Source organism: Psychrobacter sp. K31L (assembly GCF_017942195.1).
Classification (GTDB): Bacteria; Pseudomonadota; Gammaproteobacteria; order Pseudomonadales; family Moraxellaceae; genus Psychrobacter; species Psychrobacter glaciei.
The window spans coordinates 281,077-302,037 of sequence record NZ_JAGKSC010000002.1 but is presented as its reverse complement, the minus strand read 5'-3'; the positions used below and the strand labels follow the sequence as shown (position 1 = coordinate 302,037).

Sequence of the window (20,961 nt, the reverse complement as noted above, 5' to 3'; positions counted from 1 at the left end):
AGCTGATTTTTAATAGTGATAAAGATAAAGCCTCAACACTGCACGACGTAGCATGTCGTTTGCTGTATACAGCGACTAGATATTTTAAAAGAAAATAGTTAAAGTAAAGCCATATTACTGATAGAATTAATGGTTTATATTAAAGACTCGATTAAAGCTCGTAATTAAATTATTCATAAGTAAGAGGACGGAACTATGCGCGGAGTTAATAAAGTTATCATCATCGGTAACCTTGGAGCAGACCCTGAGGCACGTCAATTTAGTAACGGCGGTAGCGTGACCAATATCTCGGTTGCGACGTCAGAGCAGTGGACAGACAAGCAAAGCGGTGAAAAGAAAGAAGCCACCGAATGGCATCGTATTTCACTCTTTAATCGTCTAGGCGAAATCGCCGCGCAGTATCTGCGTAAAGGCAGTAAGGTCTATATCGAAGGCAGTTTGCGTACCCGCAAATATCAAGATCCCAATGGTCAAGACCGCTATATTACTGAGATTCGCGCTGAGCAAATGCAAATGCTGGATGGCGCAACGGGTGGTCAGGATAATGGCGGCTTCAGTAATAATAACCAAGGTGGCCAAAATCAAGGCTACGGCAACCAAGGCGGTCAAAGTAACCAGAGTAATTTTGGTCAGCAAGCAAACAGTCAGCCTGCTCAGCAAGGTGGTTATAACCAATCTAGCGGTGGTCAAAACAGCTTTAACAATAATCAAGGTGTACCTGCTCAGCAGAATCAGTTTAATCAACCTGCTCAAAAGCCTGCACAATCAAAGCCGACAGCAATGCCAGATGGTCCTGTCGATGATGATATTCCATTCTAGGATATACCTTAGAGGAATACGTAAATAAAGAATGTTGATTAAGTTAGATAGAGCCTATACAAATAGGCTCTTTTTTTATGGAGAAAATAAAGTAAGCGTAAATAGTTAATGAAGAAAATACTTATAATTTAACAATTACTTTATTGCTCTCGATAATGTTATACAGCATAAAAAAGTGAATTTGAAATACGATAGAATAAGAAAAACTCCTCATTTCTGTTAGCTATTTATCTTCTTGTTTATCATATCAACCATATCTATAAACGAAATTATTCATGGTTATTTTTATATTTTTTTCGCTAGAAATTATTAAAATGACCACTTATATCCTATATCAACCGTTCATTCTATTAGATTTTGCTAATGCTAACGCTTCATTAAATGTGTTGATATAATAAAAAGTCGCCAATGATTTAGCAAAAATTACACCTTAAATCTTTTAAAAAAAATGGTTTTGAAAGAATTTATAAAAGTTCAAGGTAGGGTGGATTTATAGCCCAAAGTATCAAAAATTATTTAGGCAGCACCGTATTGTGGTCGTGTTTGCTTAAGTATCAGCGTTAGGTTTATCAGATGAATAATAGCGATGTATTTCGAAAAAGCGACTTGGGTCGAGAAGAAATTAAGACACAAAGTCTAGGTGTGTTACCGCGAGAGGCGAGAACATTGTTAATCATGATTGATGGCAAAAAGACTTATCAACAATATCTTGATTCGCTTGATAACAGTAAGATGTTCGCTGAGTTTGGCGGGATAGCACCTCTGTTTGAGTTGTTACAAGAGTTTCAGTGTATTGAGTTGATAGCAGATGATAATGCCAGCGTTGCAAGTCAATCGTATGTAACCTCGCAACCAGCGGCACCACGTACTGTCACTGAGCAGCAAGTGGCTGAAATACAGCCCACGACGCCAGCTAATGAAGACAGCAAAGCACTTCAGCCTCAATCCATTCAATTGCAGAGCAATAGTGCCGCTGAGTTTGATGCTACCTTTAACGATAAGCCAAAAAAGACAGCTTCTTTTACTGGCTATTTTAAGCGCAAAGCCGCTGATGTTAATTTTGAGACATTAAAGTCAGAATTGGCGACTTATATCGAAAAAAATGCACCATCTGAAGATGTATGGGGTTACCTGCTAAATCTGGAGCAGTGTACCGATGCCCCGCAATTATTGGCTCTCATACAAAAGATCCAGTGCTCTACCAGTGGTGGTTTATCGCAGGGTGTGGGTGAGTTTTCCAAAAGAATCAAACTCTAAATTTTACTCACTCATCGTAGCGATGCATTTGGCTATTGCTTACAAGAAAATCTAAATAATTTATCGGAGTGCGTTATGGACGTCGCTGAGCTGTCAGAAAAGAACCAGTCAAATATGCTACATGGCGAGCATATTATTACACGTTTGACCTATATTAGCCGTTATAACAAAGACAACCCTAATGGGGAGGTCACGCGTATCCTAGCGCAAGCGCAGCAGAATAATGAGCATAATGGCATTACAGGTGCATTGGTATTCAATCACAATTACTTTCTTCAAAGCATTGAAGGAGCGAGACCTGTCATTAATGAGCTATTACGCAAGCTTGTAAAAGACGAGCGGCATTTTTCCCTACAGATTATTGAATGTCGCGAGATTGAGCAGCGCCACTGGAATAAGTGGTCGATGAAATATCTCATCCCAAGTGATGAGAATAAAGGACTGGCGCTTAAATTTTCGACAAGCACTCAGTTCAATCCTTATCTGATGAGCGCCAACCAAATCATGATGCTGATTGATACATTGTCAGAACTTCAAGAGCAAGAAGAAAAAGAGGCTTCTGCCAAGAAGAAGTCTTGGTTTGCTATCAGTTAATTGACGTTTATAAAGGTGCCAACACCCTATCACATTGCATAAGAGACCAGAGATGACATCATCAACTTCAGATGCGCATATTTTAATGAGTATGACGTACGTGAGCCGTGCAAACCCAGACGTATCAGCGAAAGACTTTAATGAGATTTTGCAGCAAGCCCAAGCCAATAATGCGGCAAATGGCATCACGGGTATGTTGACCTTTAATAAAGACTATTTTTTACAAACGGTCGAAGGACCTAGAGCACAGATTAATCGTTTATTGTACGCTCTCATTGCCGATCAGCGTCATCACGATTTACAGGTGATTGAAACACGTGAGCTCAAGCATAGAAAATGGGCAAAATGGTCAATGAACTATGCTTCTCCAACCGAATCTAACGCCGCGATTTATCTCAAATACTCTACGACAGTTGATTTCAATCCGTATTTATTAAGTGCCGAATCCGCTCTTGATTTGATGACTGAGCTTAGCGCACAACGGGCTTAGTCTGTTGAATTAACATCGAATAATAAGCAGTATGGTACTTAAGTAATATGGCAATTAAGCAGTTCAAAATAAAAAAGGGACATTAAAAATGGCGTTCTGCTGATATAAATTTTTTTCGCCTCCCTAGGTCGTGTCCTCGATTTGAACAGAAGCGACTATCTGAAGGTTTATTGTTTATAGCATTAATACGCTTACCTGTATTGAGTGGATTGACTAATGTTGTTTAATTACTGCTTTTTATAATATTATTATTTACCGGCTTTATTCCTAAGTTGGTCCAAATAAAGGTTTTTTAAGTGGATAAAAGATATAGCATTAAATTAGGCTAATTATTGGCTATTTCGTATGATATAGTCCGATCACTATAAAGTTATTACGATGGTTATTTTGGTGACTGCGTTAACATAAAACTTATGATTGGTTTTATTGTATTGATATTGTTGCATATTGACTACAAAGTTCATTAATTCCCTATTGTTATGAATACTGTTTTTGTTTATATTGTCCCTACTTATTAATGCCACTGGTAATAGCTTATCAACGTCACTAATAATAACGTTTTGATAAGCAATGAATGAAATTGACTATTAAATTTCGTATTACTACTTATTATTTGTGAATTGGCACTCTTTAGCGCTTAATAAATAGTATTATATTTATTAGGTTTATATCCCTTATATAAAAGTTGGATTTATTATGAACAACAATACAGCCCTTGATTTAGACAGTTTAAACGTCGATGAGCTACGTGCGATCACTGAAAACGCCCAACAGTTAATTGCCAAAAAGCAACATCAGCGTTTGTATGATGCTTATATGCAGTTTGAAAAAATTGCCGAAGAGAGTAATAGCACCATCGAAGAGATTTTAAAGGCTGGTGAGACGTTAGAGAAAAAGCGTAACATCAAGTATCGCAACACCGATAATAATGAAGAGACGTGGACGGGTCGCGGTCGCAAGCCATTATGGTTGGTTGATGCGCTAGCAGCAGGTCGTGACATTGAAGATTTCGCTATTTAATCTGTCAAGATTCGAATAGCAATGCTAGGCATTACTTTGTCCTTATGACTTTCATAACGATTGAGTCAAAAGTGCATTAGTAGACAGAAGTCAGTATCTTTATTGCCAATATTTTGGTAAAAAGATACTGGCTTTTTTTCTGTCATCTGTATGCTATTGTTTGTTATGATAATGACGTTTTTACCTTATATAAGAGTTGTGTAACCGTGGCCCAAGTCTCTGCGTCGTCTCATAAGCGTCCCCGTAAGCTGTGGTGGCTATTTGGGTTTATATTATTTGCGCTATTTGCCTTATTGCAAATGCCCGCGTCGTGGCTACTTGAAAAATATGCACCTAATAATTCTTATGTGCAGCACGTGTCGGGCAACTTATGGCAAGGCTCAGCGATTTGGCAGCTGCCTTTGTCAGCAACGCCATTGACAGGTGCGGCGAATTGGTCGTGGCAGCCGTGGCAATTATTTTTGGGTAAGTTGGGTGCAGAAGTCGATATCACGACAGAGCAGACCAGATTAAACGGTCAAATAAAGCTGGGCACCAGCGCATGGCAGATTGATGATATGAGCGGCAAGATTGCGCCGGAAACATTGGCCAGTGTGGTCGATTGGCAGCTGCCCAACACACCGATTCAAGTCAATGCGGTATCGTTAAAACGGCAGATCGGTTCGGATAATGACTCCAATAAAAAGTCCTCTGGTTTCAGTGAGGCCGATGGTCAGTTGACTTGGGTTGGCGGTGAAGTAGGTTATCCGAGTGGTGGTAAGGTTTTTTATATCACTATGCCAGCGATGCATGCCGAGCTTAGTACGGAACAAAAAAATGATAAAAATTTGCTGCACGTCAATTTATTAAACAATCAAGATAAGCGCTTAGGGGATCTGTATGTCGATGGCGATAATATGCTAGATGTTAGCTTGACCCAGCGTTTATTAGAAAATATGCCTGAATACAAAGGACAAGCCCCGCAAGATACGCCCGTTGTCAGTGTGCGCCAGCCATTGTTAGCCGGTTTGGGGACGCGCTAGATGTCTACTGCTACCTTAAAACCCATCATCAATGTTCTCAATCGCTGCGCTGGTTGGCTGCTACTATTAGCAATTGCTTGGCTGTGCTGGACGGCGGCACGGCTATTGTGGTTGTTGCTAGCTGCGCCTTTGGCACCAGCTTTACCGCTAGCTCCTCTACAAAACGCTAATACATCTGGCGATGATTACAGTGGTCTGTTTGCCATTTTTGCTGACCCCGATCCTGTCGCTGCGGCGGTACAGCCACCCCCTAATATTGGCTTAAAAGGGGTTTTGTTAGCCGTGCCAGAGAGCATGTCGTCCGCCTTATTAGACGTCAATGGCGAGGTCAAAAACTATCGCATCGGTGACAGTCTAAAAGACAGTGACTATACTCTGATCGCTGTCGACTGGAATGCCGTCATCATCGCCGATGCCCGTGATCAGCAAACGGTCATTAGAATGGCAGAGGCGATGGCACTCGACCAAAGCGATATGCTAGCAGGTGCCGTCAGCAATCAGCGTTTGCCAAACAGTAACGCATTGCCCAGTGCTCCAATGCCAGCACAAGATAATACTGAGTCCACAGCAGAGACGACTCCTGAGAGCAGTCCGCAATCTGCTATCGATGAGGCCATCACGTCACTGAAAGAAAATCCAGCCAGTTATCTGAGCAGGATGGGTGTCATGGCCTCAGGCGAAAACTATCAGGTAACGGCGGCGATGCCTTCAAAACTACGCAATCGTCTAGGACTAGAGCCGGGTGATCAGGTCTTGACCGTTAATGGTCAAAGTGTGGGCAATAATCCTAGCCAAGATGCTGGTATCCTGCAACAAGTACAGCAAGCAGGCGAAGCACAAATAGAAGTCAAACGTGGCGAGCAAGTGATTACGATTCGCCAGCAATTTTAGGCAAGCAATGTTTTAGTAAGCTCTTTCTTATTAGGCCGTTTTAAGTAAATAATGACCATCTGGTTGGGGCTATGGTAGCAACACGCCAGCTGACAATATTCAGTACATACTAAGCGACATCACTGTAGGTAATTATCAATATGGTACGTTCTCATAAATTTTCAGTCACGCCTTTGCACCATACCTTACAGCGCTTGATGCGCCTATGCCGTCCTCTTTGCCTAGCCATACCGCTATGGGCGGCCAGTACAGGTCTTGTTAGTGCCGAGAGTTGGAAAGTCAACTTGCAAGATGCTGATATTAAAGCCTTTATTAATGAAGTGGCGACCATTACCGATCAAAACTTTGTTCTTGATCCACGTATCAATGGCAATGTGACGGTCATCTCCAATAAGGCTTTGTCTCGCGATGAGATTTATCAGCTGTTTTTGAGTGTGATGCAAGTCAATGGTATTGCCGCGATTGACTCAGGTACAACTGTTAAACTGGTGCCGGATAATGTCGCCAAGCAGTCTGGTGTGGCCGTCGATTTGCGCGGTGATAGTGTCGGTGAAGCACTGGCAACTCGGGTCATTTATTTAACCAATACTCAAGCGGCAGAGGTGTTGGGAGTCATACGACCACTCATGCCACAATCTGCCCATGCTGCTGCTGTGCCTGGTGTTAATGCGTTGGTATTGTCAGATCGCGCTGATAGCTTGAATCAATTAACTGCGCTCATCCGTGACTTAGACAGCAACGTTAATGACAGTTTGCAAGTGATACCGCTACGACATGTCGATGCAGAGCGCATGATGGAGTTGATCAGTGCTTTGGTGGCAAGTGCCGGTAGTGGGCAAGCACAAGGGGGCAATAATCAGCTGAAAGTCATTGCCGATACGTCCAGTGATAGGCTGCTGGTCAAAGGCAGCCCTGAGATGATCGCCAAAGTCCAAGAAATGGTCAATCAGCTGGATACCACACCTACAAGACGCCTGAGTGGTTTGCGGGTTTTTCGATTGAAGTATGCCAGTGCTGGTCATATTGCAGATATGCTACGTGGCTTGCTAGCCAATCAATCTATCAATAGCGCTGGCGCGACCTCGACATTAGAGGCTGCCTCGCTAAATGATGCAAGTACGACAGGTGCATCGATTAATGGTGCAGCCAGTGATAGCATTGGTAATAGCAGTACAGCAGTAGTGCCTGCTAGCAGCGCAAGTGGAACGAGTACGGGGGTGGGCGGTCGGCCGTTCAGTATCATCGCTGATGAAACGCAAAATGCTGTGATCGTCAATGCCGCACCCGAGCTGATGTTTGAGATTGAAGACGCGGTCAGCCAATTAGACAGTCGCCGCGCACAAGTATTGATTCAAGCCGCTATTGTCGAAGTATCGGGCGATGATGCGACCCAACTGGGTGTGCAGTGGGCGCTGGGTAATGCCAACAGTGGTTATGGGGTAGTAAACTTCAACAATGTTGGTGCTAGTGCGACAACCCTTGCGGCTGCCGCCTTAGCAGGTACTGGTACGGCAGGTATCAGCGCTGCTGCCAGCTCTATCGCTGGTGCTTTGATAGGGATTGGAGACAGTCGAAAAGACAGTCAGGGTAATACTGAGTTTTATGGTGCCATCTTACAAGCACTGGATTCTTCTACTAGTGCCAATCTACTGTCTATGCCGTCAATTTTGACATTGGACAATGAGAAGGCGAGTATTTTGGTTGGTCAAAACGTGCCTTTTGTGACTGGCTCTTTTACCACCAGTGGCAACAATTCAAACAATCCATTTCAAACGATTGATCGCCAAGATATTGGTATTAATCTCAATGTCATTCCGCATATTGGTGATAATGGCACAGTACGCTTGGAGGTATCGCAAGAAGTATCGTCAGTCGTGCCAGGTAGTACGGGTAATGCCAGTGGTTTGATTACCAATAAGAGCCTCATCAACACGACTATTCTAGCCGACGATCAACAGACCATCGCTCTAGGCGGTTTGATGCGCGATAACACCACGACGCGCCAACAAAAAGTGCCTGGTTTGGGTAATGTGCCTTTTATCGGTCGATTGTTCCGTTCTGACAATGACAACACGCAAAAGAGCAACTTGATCATATTTTTACAACCAACCATTTTACGCGATGGCGGTGCAGTGGCGAGTGTGACTGAACGCAAGTTTAACCAAATGCGTGTCCTACAGCTGGTCATTGACAAAAACGGGACGATTAAGCAATTGCCCCTAAGTGGGACAGAAGGCTGGGATGGCAATGTCGATGCAGATTACGAATTGATGCCACTCAATCCGCTCGTACCGAGGCGCAATCAAGCACCAAAAGCTACGTCACAAGGTTTTACTAAAGTAGATAGTCCAAGTAGTGGTATCACGACTTACCCTCTCAAGCGTTAAACGCAAGCTCAATCAGGCTATAGTCTCGTGCGGTTTTATTGAAAATATGACACCGTACATAAGCTTGCGTATTCATAACACAGATAAACACAGCCATTACTATATCCCAGTATACTAAGTAATTTAGATATACCGAATATTGATAAGATAATGTTTTAGTGCACTCTAAAAAACAAACAAGCTGTAAAGGGGTGGAGGTAATGGCACATCGTATTAGCAAAAAAAAATGGCTTATGTTAAGCGCAGTTGGTACGGCTTTATTACTAATACCGCGTCGTAGCAGCCACCAAACAGGTAACAGTCGACAATCAGACAGTCACCCACAAAGCGAGATTAAAAAACAAAACGCATTATGATCATTCAGATGCTAAGTGTGGACTTTTCTCATGGTGATTTTGCCTATTTAGGCACTTTCGTTCAGATTGAGGACATGCCCTAACAACGATTAAGTTTGGAACCTGTTAATGACTGCTCTTGACTCACCCTATATCGCGCCGCATTCATCGTCTGCTTTGCCACTGATTGACACGCATACACATTTTGACGCACCAGTATTTGATAATGATAGAGCGGTACAGGTAGAAAAAGCGTGTGAGCAAGGAATGCGCCACCTTATGTTGGTGGGTTATTTATATGAGCATTTCGATCGTCTGTATGAGACTAAACGCCTAATTAATGAAGATTTTCAATCGATTACAGCGCAAGCAACTATAGTGCAATCATCGATAATTAAGGTTGCTAACCAGCATAACTCGTCTCTAGATGCTCATATTGCGCTGGGTTTGCATCCTTTTTATATCAAGCAGCATACAGAAGCACATCTGGATAGTATGGCAAAGATGCTCGCTGACGAGCGCCCATTAGCAATCGGTGAGATTGGCTTAGATACTTTTACAGATGAGATGAAACAGCCTGATGTTCTAGCCAAGCAAGAGTATTTTTTTAAGGCACAATTGGATATGGCAGTGACCCATCAGCTGCCGGTGATGCTGCATATTCGAAAAGCTCATGCTGAAGCGTTAGCCATATTGAAAGCACATGATTATAATGCGCATAATTTGGGCGGGGTCGCGCATAGTTTTAGTGGTGGTGAGCAAGAGGCAAAGGCTTTTGTAAAACTAGGATTTAAGCTCGGCGTTACTGGACAAGTCACCAATCCAAATGCTAAAAAACTGCGTCGCGCGATTCAAGCAGCCGTTGATAGTTATGGTCTTGAGTGCTTGGTGATTGAAACTGACTGTCCGGATATGACACCCATTATGTGTCAGCATTCAAACAATAGCCAGTCAGCGCTTGGGCAAAATTCAGCCAATGAAGGGGATGATACTTCTGCTCATAATATAAACGTTCCCGCCAATTTGCCATGGGTGCTGCTGAGTCTGAGTGAGTTACTCAATGTACCGTCACATCGCCTTGCCGAGCAACTATGGCAAAATAGTTGCGATGCCCTACGTACTGACTGGCAGTATCCTATACCGTCAAAAGCGTAATGGCTACTAACAGTAAAAAGTAACGTGATAGAGAATAAAATAAAAGCAACTTGAGTTACCACCTTTAAAAAGAGCGTTTAATCTGTTATGAGTGAAGCACAATTATTTGACCAGTCGTTTGTAGAGCCTAATACCGTTGAGCATTCTGTCGCTCATGACGACAGTGATAGCGCAAGTGAGCAATATGAGCGGCGTTTCCAAGGAACGCAAACCCTCTATGGTCGCTCAGCCGTTGATACTTTTGCGGCAGCACATGTGTATGTGATTGGCGTCGGGGGCGTTGGTTCTTGGGCAGCAGAGGCCTTGGCTCGTACCGCAGTTGGCACTATTACTCTGATTGATTTGGATGTATTGGTGGCTTCTAATGTCAATCGGCAATTGCCAGCGTTAGACAGTACCTTTGGGCAAAGCAAAATTGCGGCGATGGGGCAACGCCTTGGTGAGATTAATCCCAAGGTCATCGTCAACTTAATTGATGATTTCCTGACAGTCGATAATGTTGCCGCACTCCTGCCGAGCCGTGAAGAAGCAAAGGCTGCCATTGCTCAAGGTCATCCTATTGTCATTCTAGATTGTGTCGATGATATGCAGGCCAAACTTGCTATCGCCCTACATTGTCGTTTCAATAAATTAAAATTGGTCTGTGCAGGCGGTGCGGGTGGTAAGATAGACCCTAGTAAAATTACGGTAAGTGATTTGCGCGATAGCTATCAAGATCCACTACTGGCCAAGCTTCGCAATAAATTACGTCACGAAAAAGGCATTAATAGCGCTCTAAAAGAAAAGTTCGGCATCAAATGCGTCTATTCTACAGAACCACCACGCGTCGATAAAATCTGTCAAACGGGCGGTTTACATTGCGGCGGTTATGGTTCAGCAGTAGTGGTGACATCGGTCGTGGCAATGCTGATGGTGAGTGAAGCGTTACAATTATTGATAAAGCAGACGAACGTCTGAGTCTAATGAATGGAGTCCACCTTGAGGATACCCAACTCACCTAAGCGCAGCTACCCAGTCGCCGCAGATGAAGTAGATCGTATTAGCAAGCTCAAAAAATATCAGGTGCTCAACCATAATGATGAGCCTGCTTTTTCTCGTCTGACTGAACTTGCTAAGTTGTTTTTTGACATGCCAGTTGTCACTATTACCTTTATGGATGAGGAGACTCAGTATCTAAAATCTGTGCATGGGCTTGTTGATATATGTACGACGGCGCGTGAAGTGGCTATCTGTAACTATACCTTGCTGTCGGATGGGGTGTTTGTGGTCGCAGATTTGTCAAAAGACAGTCGCTTTGATCAAAACCCATTGGTGACGGAGTCTACGCATTTACGATTTTATGCGGGTGCTCCCATTATCATGCATGAAGACAATAAGACGTATCGTCTAGGCTCTTTTTGTCTGATGGATACAGAGCCTTATCATGGCTTTGATGCCAAGCAAGAAAAATTATTGGCCCAGTTTGCGATGATGGCTGCCGATGCTTTACAACTACAAGATAAACAACGTGTCGCCAAGCATGCCAATGAGATGAAATCGGACTTTTTGGCCAACATGAGCCATGAAATACGGACACCGATGAATGGCATTATCGGCATGGTAGAGATGCTTAGCGAGACTAAGCTCAGCCAAGAACAACAAGAGTATGTGGACAATATAAAAGTCTCAAATGAGCATTTGCTAGCGATTATCAATGGTATTTTGGATTTATCGAAAGTTGAGTCTGGCAAAATGACCATTGATGCCATCCCGATGAACTTGTCCACCTTATGTAATGAAGTGGTCAGTCTCTTTGCTATCAAAGCTCGACAGCGCGGCTTGATTTTAGACTACCATTATATGGAATCGCTATCACCTTATGTGCAAGGGGATCCGGTACGTCTCAAACAAATCATGGTCAACCTTGTCAATAATGCCATCAAATTCACCCGTGAAGGTGGGCGAGTGAGTATCGATGTTAAGCACGTGCCCAATTGTTGCTATATCAATGACAAGTCTAAAAATGACAAGTCTAGAAATGATGAATCTGATGATGTTTTGACTGATGAGACCATTAGTGGTGACAGTATCATTGAAGAGAGCAATACCCAAGAAAACATGACCTTATATATTCAGGTCACCGATACAGGCGTCGGTATCAAGCCTGAATCAGTTGACGCGATATTTGATGCTTACAATCAAGCCGATAAATCGACCCATCGTCTGTATGGTGGTACAGGTCTTGGACTGTCTGTGTGTAAATCTCTGGTGGATCTAATGGGTGGGTGCATTAATGTAGATAGTGTGGTCGGGGTTGGGACTACCTTCACGGTATTATTACCGCTACCTACTATCGGTGAGGAGCAGTACGAGAGCTGGCAAGATTCAAACGACTTTACTATGATAGTGCCCACTCAGGAGCGTTCTGGTCATATATTGTTAGTTGAAGATGACAGTGTCAACGCGACGATAGCCAAAAAAGCCCTGAATAATAGTGGTCATACGGTTACGCATGTCACCGATGGGCAGCAAGCGATTGAGACTTTTGCGTTGTACCCTGAGCGTTATGACCTCATTTTGATGGATCATCATATGCCGATTATGGATGGCGTACAGGCAACCATTAAGTTACACGAACTTTATGATCCTCAAGTGCTGCCACCGATTATCGCTTTGACCGCTAATGCAATGGATGGCGAGCGCGAAAAATATCTCAATGTGGGCATGCAGGATTATTGCACCAAGCCCTTTAAACAAGAGCAGCTAAACGCCTTGGTACAATATTGGCTGATGCATAAGCAATCGTCAGCTGATTAAGAGAGTAAGGCAGACTTAATTTGCCAAGATAGATCTACTAAATCGCACAAATGCATTCTTTATTGTGCTGATATTTATTGTGCTGATTGTTAAAACCGTTTTAGTGCTTGTTTATGATGTTTTTTCGATGACTTTCTGACAAGTAATAAAAAAGCTTAACCATTTAATAATGGTTAAGCTTTTTTTATGCGTTACTAGGGCGTGTCCTCAATTCAATCGAGCATTCTCTAAATGCGCTAAAAATGGCTAAATTTTGCCAAACATCGTCAAATAGTTTATCAATATCTCGATATTATCTGCGCTATTTTCCTCGTTTGATGGCAATTTATCTCATTTTTATCGCCATTTTTGAAATGAGGACACCCCCTAAATCAAGTCGAGCGATTAGTTAACGCGAGTTTGGTAGTCACCAGTACGGGTATCGACACGGACGACTTCACCTTGCTGAACAAACAATGGTACACGCACAACCGCGCCTGTCTCTAACTTAGCAGGTTTGCCGCCACCACCTGAAGTATCACCACGTACGCCAGGATCTGTCTCCGTGATTTGTAACTCAACGAAGTTGGGTGGCGTGATCGACAATGGACTTCCATTAAATAGAGTGATGGTACATACGGCATTGCTGTTTTCTTTTAGCCATTGTACTGAGTCGCCCATTGCTGTTTTGTCAGCTTGGATTTGCTCAAAGCTTTCAGGATGCATGAAATGCCAAAACTCGCCATCGTTGTATAGATAGTTCATTTCAGTGTCCATGACATCAGCCGCCTCTAAGCTATCACCTGACTTGAAAGTTTGCTCCAATACTTTACCACTACGAAGATTGCGCAACTTGACACGGTTAAAGGCTTGACCTTTACCAGGTTTGACAAACTCATTTTCAAGAATGGCACAAGGATTGCCATCGAGCATGACTTTTAGACCGGCTTTAAATTCATTAGTAGAAAAACTTGCCACAAGAAACTCCTAAAGGTTGCGAATATATGATCAGTATTTGGGTGTGGAGATAACTGTGCTAAGCGCTGTCGTCACGCCAACTATTCATGGATGACTGGTATGCTTTGATAGGGTACTCACTAAGGGCGTATAATGACGCCTTTTAGGCACAGGTACTAGGTTGTCATGATAAACCATTTAATCACACAAAAAAACTGGCAAACGCAATTATCCGAAGGCATTACCAGCATTGATGAGCTGCTTAGTATCCTAAAACTGGAATCCTTGCGTGCTGACGTTTATGTGCCTGAGCATTTTGAGCTAAGAGTGCCGCGTGCTTTTGTCGCAAAAATGACCGTTGGCGATAGCCATGATCCTTTATTAAAGCAAGTGCTACCTGACCAACAAGAGCAAGCCACAGTGACTGGCTACGTGGCAGATCCTTTGGCCGAAAACGACCATAACCCGACCAAAGGCTTATTGCATAAATATAAATCAAGAGTGCTGTTAACGATTACAGGTGCTTGTGCGATTCACTGTCGTTACTGCTTCCGTCAGCATTTTGATTACAGTGCCAATATGCCCACTGCCGATGCCAAACAAAGCATCATCGACTATATTACTGCGCATCCTGAGATCAATGAGGTGATCTTGAGTGGCGGCGACCCTTTAAACGTGACCAATAGGCGGTTATTTGCTTGGTTAGATACCTTGGAAGCCATCCCACAACTGACCACCATTCGGCTACATACTCGTTTGCCAATAGTGATTCCAGCACGTTTGGATGCGCCATTATTAGAGAGGCTAGCACAAAGTCGCTGTCATATCGTCATGGTCATTCATTGTAATCATGCTAATGAGATTGATGTGCTCACAGCAGAGTATTTGCAGCGGGCGCGAGCAGCTGGCATAACTTTATTAAATCAGGCCGTACTTTTAAAAGGCATTAATGACAGCGTTGCTGCTCAAATCGCTTTAAGCCAACGCTTATTTGCCGCTGGCGTATTGCCTTATTATCTGCACGTGTTGGATAAAGTGGCAGGAGCTGCACATTTCGATAGCGACGAGCGGTCTGCAGTCGCGCTTTATTGGTCACTATTGGCAGCATTACCCGGTTATCTGGTACCTAAGCTGGTCAGGGAGCTGCCAGATAGACCGTTTAAGGTGCCGATTGACATTTACAATGGGGCTTAAAAGTTGCATGATGACGAGGCAATATTATTTATGGACAAATAATGACCAATAAGTGCATAAGCAGCTGTTATTACGACCTTCTATCGATAGCTAACGCTTACCCGCTTGCTAATAGTTTGTGCAGCTATCACTGCGTAATGACTAAGGATAGTAATGATAACTTTATCGGATTTTCAAGAGCATCTGGCTTCGACAGAGCCGTTACTGCCTGCTTCTAGCCACTCGACCAACGGTCAAGAGCAGCATTTGCGCAAGTGGGTGGCAGTTTTGCCATCGCAAACAGAAGCGCAGCAAGCGGAGCAATTGGAAAAAGTACTCACAGAGTTGAGAGTGGCTGACGTAGATGATCAGCAACGTTTCAAATTAATTCGCATCGTCCTTGATGCTGCCGATCGGCTGATTGCTGCTTTACGTCAGTCTTATGTCCATGAGACGGGAGCGCTGAGTGATGCTCAGTTGGACTGTGTTGCTCAAGTAAAATCTTTATATTATCTGGTTATTCTGGTCTGCGACGGTGTGATACGCCGCGAAATATCGTTGTTAGACAATCAAAAAACGCCGGCAAGTAGCGGCTGGCAGCGCCGTTTTACGGGCGAAAAATCTGCGCCAATGACGTTAGCCATCGTTATTTACCAGACGATGTTAACGTACCAAAAACTATTGATGGAAGAGGCTATTTGTTATCAAAAGCCACCGTCATATGTCTGGGCTGCACTCAATCGATTGTATTATCTTGCCTGTCAGCGCCATGCTGCAATGCTTGACTTAAGTGTTTATGTCGTTACCAACCGCGCGGACAGTATACATCGATTGTATTGTCAAATATGTTTGCACAGCTTGCTCAATGTGCGCGGATTGCGTCGTTCTAATATCTTGCTGGTCCATCGCTTATTACCGGAGTGGGCTGAACCAATCGTTGCGACCATAGAGCCGCAAACTGAGACACGCGTCTTTGTCAATTTGCATAGTGAGAATCCACCTACTTATTTGACCGCCCACTCTAGCATCAATCCCTATGAGAGCCAGTACGACTGTCTCTTCATTGAGCTAGCATCAGTGATAGAGCATCTAAAATCACGCCAGCAAGCATTAATCAATGAGGGTAGCGAAGGCGTTGAGTGCTGTTTGCTGAATAAGATAGCAATGGCGATAACCTATCGCTATATGCAGCCGCAATTAACCGTACCGAATAAGTATAGCGCTAAGCAAGATGCCACAATGGTGCTTGGATTTAACGATATTCATTATCATGCTAGTCATGCGCAAGGATTGATAAGCTTGATCGGCACCAAAGAGCTGCCGGATGGGGAGCGACCTCGCTATGATACCGTACCAAAAAAACCCGTGAACAGTAACTTATCAATCGTTGAAACCTTTGACAGCAAAAATGTCTTTTCGCCTTTTCGCACGTTGCAGCTGATGGTAAATCCTGTTGATGTTGATGTTGATGTTCGTCCTACCATTACCGCTCCGCCACCATTACAAATAATGAGTCTTTCTTTATTGTGCCGTTCTGAGACGACGACCGCTGACTGGTCGATTGGGGTTGTACGCTGGCTCAATCTTGATACTCATAATCCAGAGGTAGAGTGGCAAGTCCTTGGTCACAAGTTAATCACTTGCGGGCTGCGTCTAGAGGATAGGAAGTCACGCAGTCAGCATTTTGTGCCAGCCTTCATTGTCGCTGGCGATGATCAGCTACAGACGACTTGCAGCTTAATAGTGCCGACCTTTCATTTTCAGACCAATGATAGAGTGATCATGCGCTTGCATAATAAACAGAAATTGTTACGTTTATTACATCCCTTATTGGTGACCGATGAGTTTAGCCAGTATGAAGTGGTACAACTGTAGTTTACGCAAGTATTTATTTGGATAGTGATATAGTCAATCCTATATAAATCGGCTGCGGTGGCAGCCTCTCTAAGTCTACTATTTGCCATACTTCAGCATGTCCAAGTTAAGTTAATATGCAGTCGGTTAAATTATTGTCTATAATGAGAGAGACTGCGACTTACATTTTTATGGTCTAGAAATACCTACCTACCAAGTCAGTCATCCTAGACCGCATCAATAAACCAGTATTTTCAATACCCGCTGAGCCTAATACTTGTAGTGCTTGCTTATTTGCTGTGCTATTTTGATGTTAGAAAAAGCAGCAAGGTATCGAAATTAAGCGATAAAAATAAATACGATCATAAGATTCAAAAGGCCTCCTATGCGTACTCAGTCCGTCTTAAATCTACTAGTTATCGATGCCGATCAGCTCTATGCTGAGCGTCTGGTGGATTTGCTAGATTCTTATTATGACAGCATCAATCTAGGCTTTTTGGATGACAAGGAAGAGTTGCTCAAATCACTCCGCCAGCCATGGGATGTCTTAGTTTTTGGCCAAGCCTATGATATGAGCTTTACCGACATGGTGGGCATCGTGCAAGAGCAGAGTATTGATCTGCCGATGATCTGTCTGATGAGTGCAGAGACAGCTCCGACTGCTCATAATGAGGACGGTTTGCCTTCTGTGATGAATGGCACGATGGTTAAGGCGCTTAGGGCAGACCAAGAGACAGCAGTGGTGATGGCTATTTGCTTACAGCATGATAATTTGCGTAGCCGCCGCCAGCTAAAAGCTCTGCATCATGTACTGTCTGAGGCAGAGCAGCGCGCTAATATTTTAATCAAAAACTCCAAAAGTGCGGTTGCCTATCTTGACCAAGGTATTCATATCTTTGCCAATGACCCTTATCTTCAGCTATTTGGTTTTGAATCAATGAACGATATCATTGGTGTACCCGTTATTGATTTGATCGCAGGTGGCGACAACGTCAAAGCCTTTAAGCAGTTTTTGCGACAGTTTGATAAGGGTAGCCGTGAAGAGGTTGAGTTCAAATTCGAAAGCCTACGTAAGGATGGCAGTACCTTTGAGGCAAAACTACAGCTGGCAGCAGCCACCTTGGATAGTGAGCCAGTTACTCAAATTATTATCCAACAAAACAATAGTAATAGTGCTGAGGTTGCTAAGCGCTTGGCAGAAGCTGAGCGTAAGGATAGCTTGACAGGAATCAACAACCGCCACGGTTTTGAAGAGCAGTTGATGACGGTACACCAGCAAGCAATCGATGGCGTACTGACTGCAGGGCTAATGTATGTTCGGCTCGATAACATTGGTAAAATTAGAAGTAGCTTGGGTTTGCAGGGTGTCGATACGACGGTCAAGCAGGTAGCTTATACCCTAGACGAGCTGGTGCCAGAGGGTTATGTAAGCCGCTTTAGCGATACAGCATTTACGATACTAGTAGAGAATCAGACAGCCGCCGAGCTCAAACAGCTCGCCGAGCACATTGGCTCACGTATTAGTGAGATGCTCATTGAAGTCGATAAGCGTACGACAAGCACCACCGTTAGTATTGGTATTGTCAAAATCGAAAGAAATACCGCTGAGCCTAAGGTTGTATTAGAGCGAGCGATGGATGCCATTGCTCAGATTATGACTGAGACCTCCAATAAAGGTGGCACCTATCATTTATATGATCCAAGCGAGCATGCCAATAGTGATGACCATGCGCTCGCTGAGTCTTTAGTCGATGCCATTGCCAATAACCGCTTTGAGCTATCGTTTCAGGCGATATATGACATCAATAATGACCGTAGTGACTTTTTTGAAGTCTATCTGCGGCTGCCATTGGCAGATGCTGACAATACCGTGTTGACGCCTCAACAATTTATGGCGGTTGCTAAAGCGCATCAATTGCTAGAAAAAATAGATCGTTGGGTACTGATTAATGCCTGTAAAAAGATAAATGACGTCCGTAAGATCCATCCTGAAGCGCGATTATTGATACAATTGACCAGTGCTTCGCTGGTTGATAAAAAGCTGCCAAACGTTGCCAGTCAGCTGATTAATGCCGTTGGCGGTGCTGCAGGAGCATTGACACTACAATTTAATGAACAAGATATCGCTGATCATTTAACGGTTGCCAAATCTCAATTTGAAGCACTTGACCAAGTGGGCTGTCAGCTTGGTATTACTAACTTTGGCTCGTCTACTAAGTCTGTTGAGATTGCCAGCGTTGTCCAGCCAGATATCGTACGTTTGGCTCGTAGTTACGTGCAAGATATCGATTCTGCGGATAATTTAGAAGCCGTTAAGTCTCTTATCGTGCGTACCAACGCGGTTAAAATCGATGTGTTGATGCCTTACATTGAAGAAGCGGCAACCATGTCTGTCGCTTGGAGTGTAGGTGCGCGCTATCTGCAAGGGTATTATTTGGAAGAGCCAAGCAGTACAATAAAAGTGGCTAGTGGTACATAAGAGCACCTAATCTTGTGTGACCATACAGGTATAACCCTAGACGTTTCTTAAGCGTTATTTATTGGTTTAGATGCCGATAAATAACGCTCTATTTTTAAACAGCTATCTATGCGTGCCGACCGATTTTGCCTGATTTTGCCTTGCATTATTATCGATATCGTCTTATATAGCTGGTGCTCCTCAACTAAAGATTGTCAAAAATGTCTATTATCAGTAAGTCATCATTGAGCGGTATTTTTACCGCTGTTCTACTGCTCACCGCCTGCGGGGAAAGTATACCACCTGATCATCGCGCGCCTGTCACGCTGCCACTATATACTGGAGGTAACGCTGTCAATGGTGCCCTAATTTATAAAGAGGCTTGTGGTCAGTGTCATCAGCTCAATGCCGGTCTCAATAAAAAAGGCCCGCAGTTGATGAATATATATGGTGCGCCCGCCGCAGAGCTAGAAGATTACACCTATAGTGATGGGCTAAAAAAATCAGGTTGGATATGGGATGCAAAAACGCTCGATCCTTATATTGCGGATGCGGAAAAAGCCATGCTAGATTCAAAAATGCTATCAAACCCTATGCCTGATGCTAAAGAGCGTGCGGATGTGATCGCTTATCTGTCAACGCTTCGTGCCGCCGCGCCCCTAGTGGAAGATGAGGCAAAGTAATTCCTGATTTATACTCATTATCCAAAAAACGAGCCAATAATTACTATGACCCATACAGCCATCAACATGTCCCTTTCCTCTACACGCCAGTCAAAGTCAGAGATACTCAGTCAATCTGCGCCTAGTGCTAGCGACTATCGCCATAATCATCAAAAAATCGCCCAGCTTATGGCACAGTTAAACCAAATTGTGTTGGACAAACCTCAAGCCGTTAAGTTGGCGCTCAGTGGTATATTGGCAGGTGGTCATTTATTACTGCAAGATATACCGGGTATGGGCAAGACGACCTTGGCGCAGGGATTGGCACAGTTATTGGGCTTGAGCTTTAGCCGCGTGCAGTTTACTAACGACATGCTACCAGCAGATATTTTAGGCATGAGTATCTATGACCAAAGTAAACAGCAATTTGAGTTTCGTTCTGGGCCTATCTTTACTCAGCTGTTACTGGCAGATGAAATCAATCGCTCCAGCCCCAAGACGCAAAGCGCATTATTAGAAGCGATGGAAGAGCGGCAAGTCACCCAAGATGGGAAAACCTATTTTTTGCCGCAGCCGTTTTTTGTGATTGCAACCCAAAATCCTTTGCAGCAAGCAGGTGTCTATCCACTCCCTGAATCGCAGCTAGATCGATTCTTACTATGTTTGTCGCTCGGTTACCCATCACCTGCAGCAGAGCGTGAGCTCTTAAAAGGTCAGGATCGCCGCGAGCTATTAAAAGAGTTGGATGCTGTGCTAGATACGGATGCTGTTTTAGTAGCCCAGCAAGGGGTCAAGCAAGTTCATGTCGCGGATGTGGTTTTGGATTATCTACAAAGGCTGGTGGCAAAAACACGAGCAAGCCAAGAGTATCATGGCTTATCACCGCGTGGTGTGCTGTCACTACAGCGTGCTGCACAAGCTTATGCCTATGTATCGGGGCATATGGAGATGACACCTGAAGATATTCAAGCGGTGTTCGCTGCGGTCACTGATCATCGTCTCGGTCAGCGGTTTGTGCCTGCGTACGTGACGGGAGGGCAGGCGACACAAACCATCGCGCAACGCATTTTGGCAGACGTGGCTGTTATTATTTAACCGTTTGATTTTTCATA

At 43.8% G+C, this 20,961-nt stretch carries 17 protein-coding genes; 16 read left to right on the top strand and 1 reads right to left on the bottom strand.

The annotated features are described in order from the left end of the window. The first annotated feature begins 195 nt into the window (after positions 1-195). The 11 genes from ssb (at position 196) to J5X94_RS04355 (ending at position 12,766) form a co-directional block, all read left to right on the top strand. On the top strand, positions 196-819 hold the full coding sequence (ssb, locus tag J5X94_RS04405) for a single-stranded DNA-binding protein (RefSeq protein ID WP_210540350.1): 624 nt from the start codon (positions 196-198) through the stop codon (positions 817-819). 573 nt (positions 820-1,392) lie between these two features. Next, positions 1,393-2,076, top strand: coding sequence for a hypothetical protein (locus J5X94_RS04400; protein WP_210540349.1), 684 nt, complete (start codon positions 1,393-1,395; stop codon positions 2,074-2,076). Between the two features lie 75 nt (positions 2,077-2,151). Further along, a complete protein-coding gene (locus J5X94_RS04395) occupies positions 2,152-2,670 on the top strand; it encodes a BLUF domain-containing protein (protein WP_194619255.1) in 519 nt (172 codons plus the stop codon). A gap of 52 nt (positions 2,671-2,722) precedes the next feature. Beyond that, positions 2,723-3,160 (top strand): BLUF domain-containing protein, encoded by a 438-nt coding sequence (locus J5X94_RS04390; protein ID WP_189579874.1) that lies wholly within the window; start codon positions 2,723-2,725, stop codon positions 3,158-3,160. Positions 3,161-3,856: 696 nt separating this feature from the next. Continuing rightward, positions 3,857-4,180 (top strand): H-NS family nucleoid-associated regulatory protein, encoded by a 324-nt coding sequence (locus tag J5X94_RS04385; RefSeq protein WP_189579877.1) that lies wholly within the window; start codon positions 3,857-3,859, stop codon positions 4,178-4,180. 206 nt (positions 4,181-4,386) lie between these two features. Continuing rightward, positions 4,387-5,202 (top strand): type II secretion system protein N, encoded by an 816-nt coding sequence (gene gspN / locus J5X94_RS04380; protein ID WP_210540348.1) that lies wholly within the window; start codon positions 4,387-4,389, stop codon positions 5,200-5,202. Further along, positions 5,203-6,093 (top strand): type II secretion system protein N, encoded by an 891-nt coding sequence (locus J5X94_RS04375; RefSeq protein WP_189579882.1) that lies wholly within the window; start codon positions 5,203-5,205, stop codon positions 6,091-6,093. It abuts the gene before it with no gap. Between the two features lie 140 nt (positions 6,094-6,233). Then, complete coding sequence (gspD, locus tag J5X94_RS04370) at positions 6,234-8,480, top strand: type II secretion system secretin GspD (RefSeq protein WP_210540347.1); 2,247 nt, start codon at positions 6,234-6,236, stop codon at positions 8,478-8,480. A gap of 464 nt (positions 8,481-8,944) precedes the next feature. After that, the gene (locus tag J5X94_RS04365) at positions 8,945-9,970 is read left to right on the top strand and encodes a TatD family hydrolase (protein WP_210540346.1); all 1,026 of its coding nucleotides are present in this window, start codon (positions 8,945-8,947) and stop codon (positions 9,968-9,970) included. Positions 9,971-10,057: 87 nt separating this feature from the next. Then, the gene (locus J5X94_RS04360) at positions 10,058-10,927 is read left to right on the top strand and encodes a ThiF family adenylyltransferase (RefSeq protein ID WP_210540345.1); all 870 of its coding nucleotides are present in this window, start codon (positions 10,058-10,060) and stop codon (positions 10,925-10,927) included. A 21-nt stretch (positions 10,928-10,948) separates the two neighbouring features. After that, positions 10,949-12,766 (top strand): GAF domain-containing hybrid sensor histidine kinase/response regulator, encoded by a 1,818-nt coding sequence (locus J5X94_RS04355; protein ID WP_228293151.1) that lies wholly within the window; start codon positions 10,949-10,951, stop codon positions 12,764-12,766. 384 nt (positions 12,767-13,150) lie between these two features. On the opposite strand, the gene efp is transcribed toward J5X94_RS04355, so the two are convergent. Then, positions 13,151-13,723 carry an elongation factor P gene (gene efp, locus J5X94_RS04350; protein WP_189579898.1) on the bottom strand — a complete coding sequence of 191 codons (573 nt, stop codon included), beginning with the start codon at positions 13,721-13,723 and terminating at the stop codon, positions 13,151-13,153. 165 nt (positions 13,724-13,888) lie between these two features. Between efp and epmB the strand changes: the two genes are divergently transcribed. The 5 genes from epmB (at position 13,889) to J5X94_RS04325 (ending at position 20,944) form a co-directional block, all read left to right on the top strand. Beyond that, on the top strand, positions 13,889-14,896 hold the full coding sequence (gene epmB, locus J5X94_RS04345; protein WP_210540343.1) for an EF-P beta-lysylation protein EpmB: 1,008 nt from the start codon (positions 13,889-13,891) through the stop codon (positions 14,894-14,896). A gap of 153 nt (positions 14,897-15,049) precedes the next feature. Then, positions 15,050-16,750: a hypothetical protein gene (locus tag J5X94_RS04340; protein WP_210540342.1), complete on the top strand. Its 1,701-nt coding sequence runs from the start codon at positions 15,050-15,052 to the stop codon at positions 16,748-16,750. Between the two features lie 364 nt (positions 16,751-17,114). After that, on the top strand, positions 17,115-19,208 hold the full coding sequence (locus J5X94_RS04335) for an EAL domain-containing protein (RefSeq protein WP_210540341.1): 2,094 nt from the start codon (positions 17,115-17,117) through the stop codon (positions 19,206-19,208). A gap of 200 nt (positions 19,209-19,408) precedes the next feature. After that, positions 19,409-19,870, top strand: a complete 462-nt coding sequence (locus tag J5X94_RS04330; RefSeq protein ID WP_189579910.1) for a c-type cytochrome — start codon at positions 19,409-19,411, stop codon at positions 19,868-19,870. A gap of 66 nt (positions 19,871-19,936) precedes the next feature. Next, a complete protein-coding gene (locus J5X94_RS04325; protein WP_210540340.1) occupies positions 19,937-20,944 on the top strand; it encodes an AAA family ATPase in 1,008 nt (335 codons plus the stop codon). Positions 20,945-20,961 lie beyond the last annotated feature (17 nt).

Coding starts and splice junctions, on each gene's coding strand:
- ssb (WP_210540350.1), top strand. CDS start 196: ATGCGCGGAGTTAATAAAGTTATCATCATCGGTAACCTTGGAGCAGAC.
- J5X94_RS04400 (WP_210540349.1), top strand. CDS start 1,393: ATGAATAATAGCGATGTATTTCGAAAAAGCGACTTGGGTCGAGAAGAA.
- J5X94_RS04395 (WP_194619255.1), top strand. CDS start 2,152: ATGGACGTCGCTGAGCTGTCAGAAAAGAACCAGTCAAATATGCTACAT.
- J5X94_RS04390 (WP_189579874.1), top strand. CDS start 2,723: ATGACATCATCAACTTCAGATGCGCATATTTTAATGAGTATGACGTAC.
- J5X94_RS04385 (WP_189579877.1), top strand. CDS start 3,857: ATGAACAACAATACAGCCCTTGATTTAGACAGTTTAAACGTCGATGAG.
- J5X94_RS04375 (WP_189579882.1), top strand. CDS start 5,203: ATGTCTACTGCTACCTTAAAACCCATCATCAATGTTCTCAATCGCTGC.
- gspD (WP_210540347.1), top strand. CDS start 6,234: ATGGTACGTTCTCATAAATTTTCAGTCACGCCTTTGCACCATACCTTA.
- J5X94_RS04365 (WP_210540346.1), top strand. CDS start 8,945: ATGACTGCTCTTGACTCACCCTATATCGCGCCGCATTCATCGTCTGCT.
- J5X94_RS04360 (WP_210540345.1), top strand. CDS start 10,058: ATGAGTGAAGCACAATTATTTGACCAGTCGTTTGTAGAGCCTAATACC.
- epmB (WP_210540343.1), top strand. CDS start 13,889: ATGATAAACCATTTAATCACACAAAAAAACTGGCAAACGCAATTATCC.
- J5X94_RS04340 (WP_210540342.1), top strand. CDS start 15,050: ATGATAACTTTATCGGATTTTCAAGAGCATCTGGCTTCGACAGAGCCG.
- J5X94_RS04335 (WP_210540341.1), top strand. CDS start 17,115: ATGCGTACTCAGTCCGTCTTAAATCTACTAGTTATCGATGCCGATCAG.
- J5X94_RS04330 (WP_189579910.1), top strand. CDS start 19,409: ATGTCTATTATCAGTAAGTCATCATTGAGCGGTATTTTTACCGCTGTT.
- J5X94_RS04325 (WP_210540340.1), top strand. CDS start 19,937: ATGTCCCTTTCCTCTACACGCCAGTCAAAGTCAGAGATACTCAGTCAA.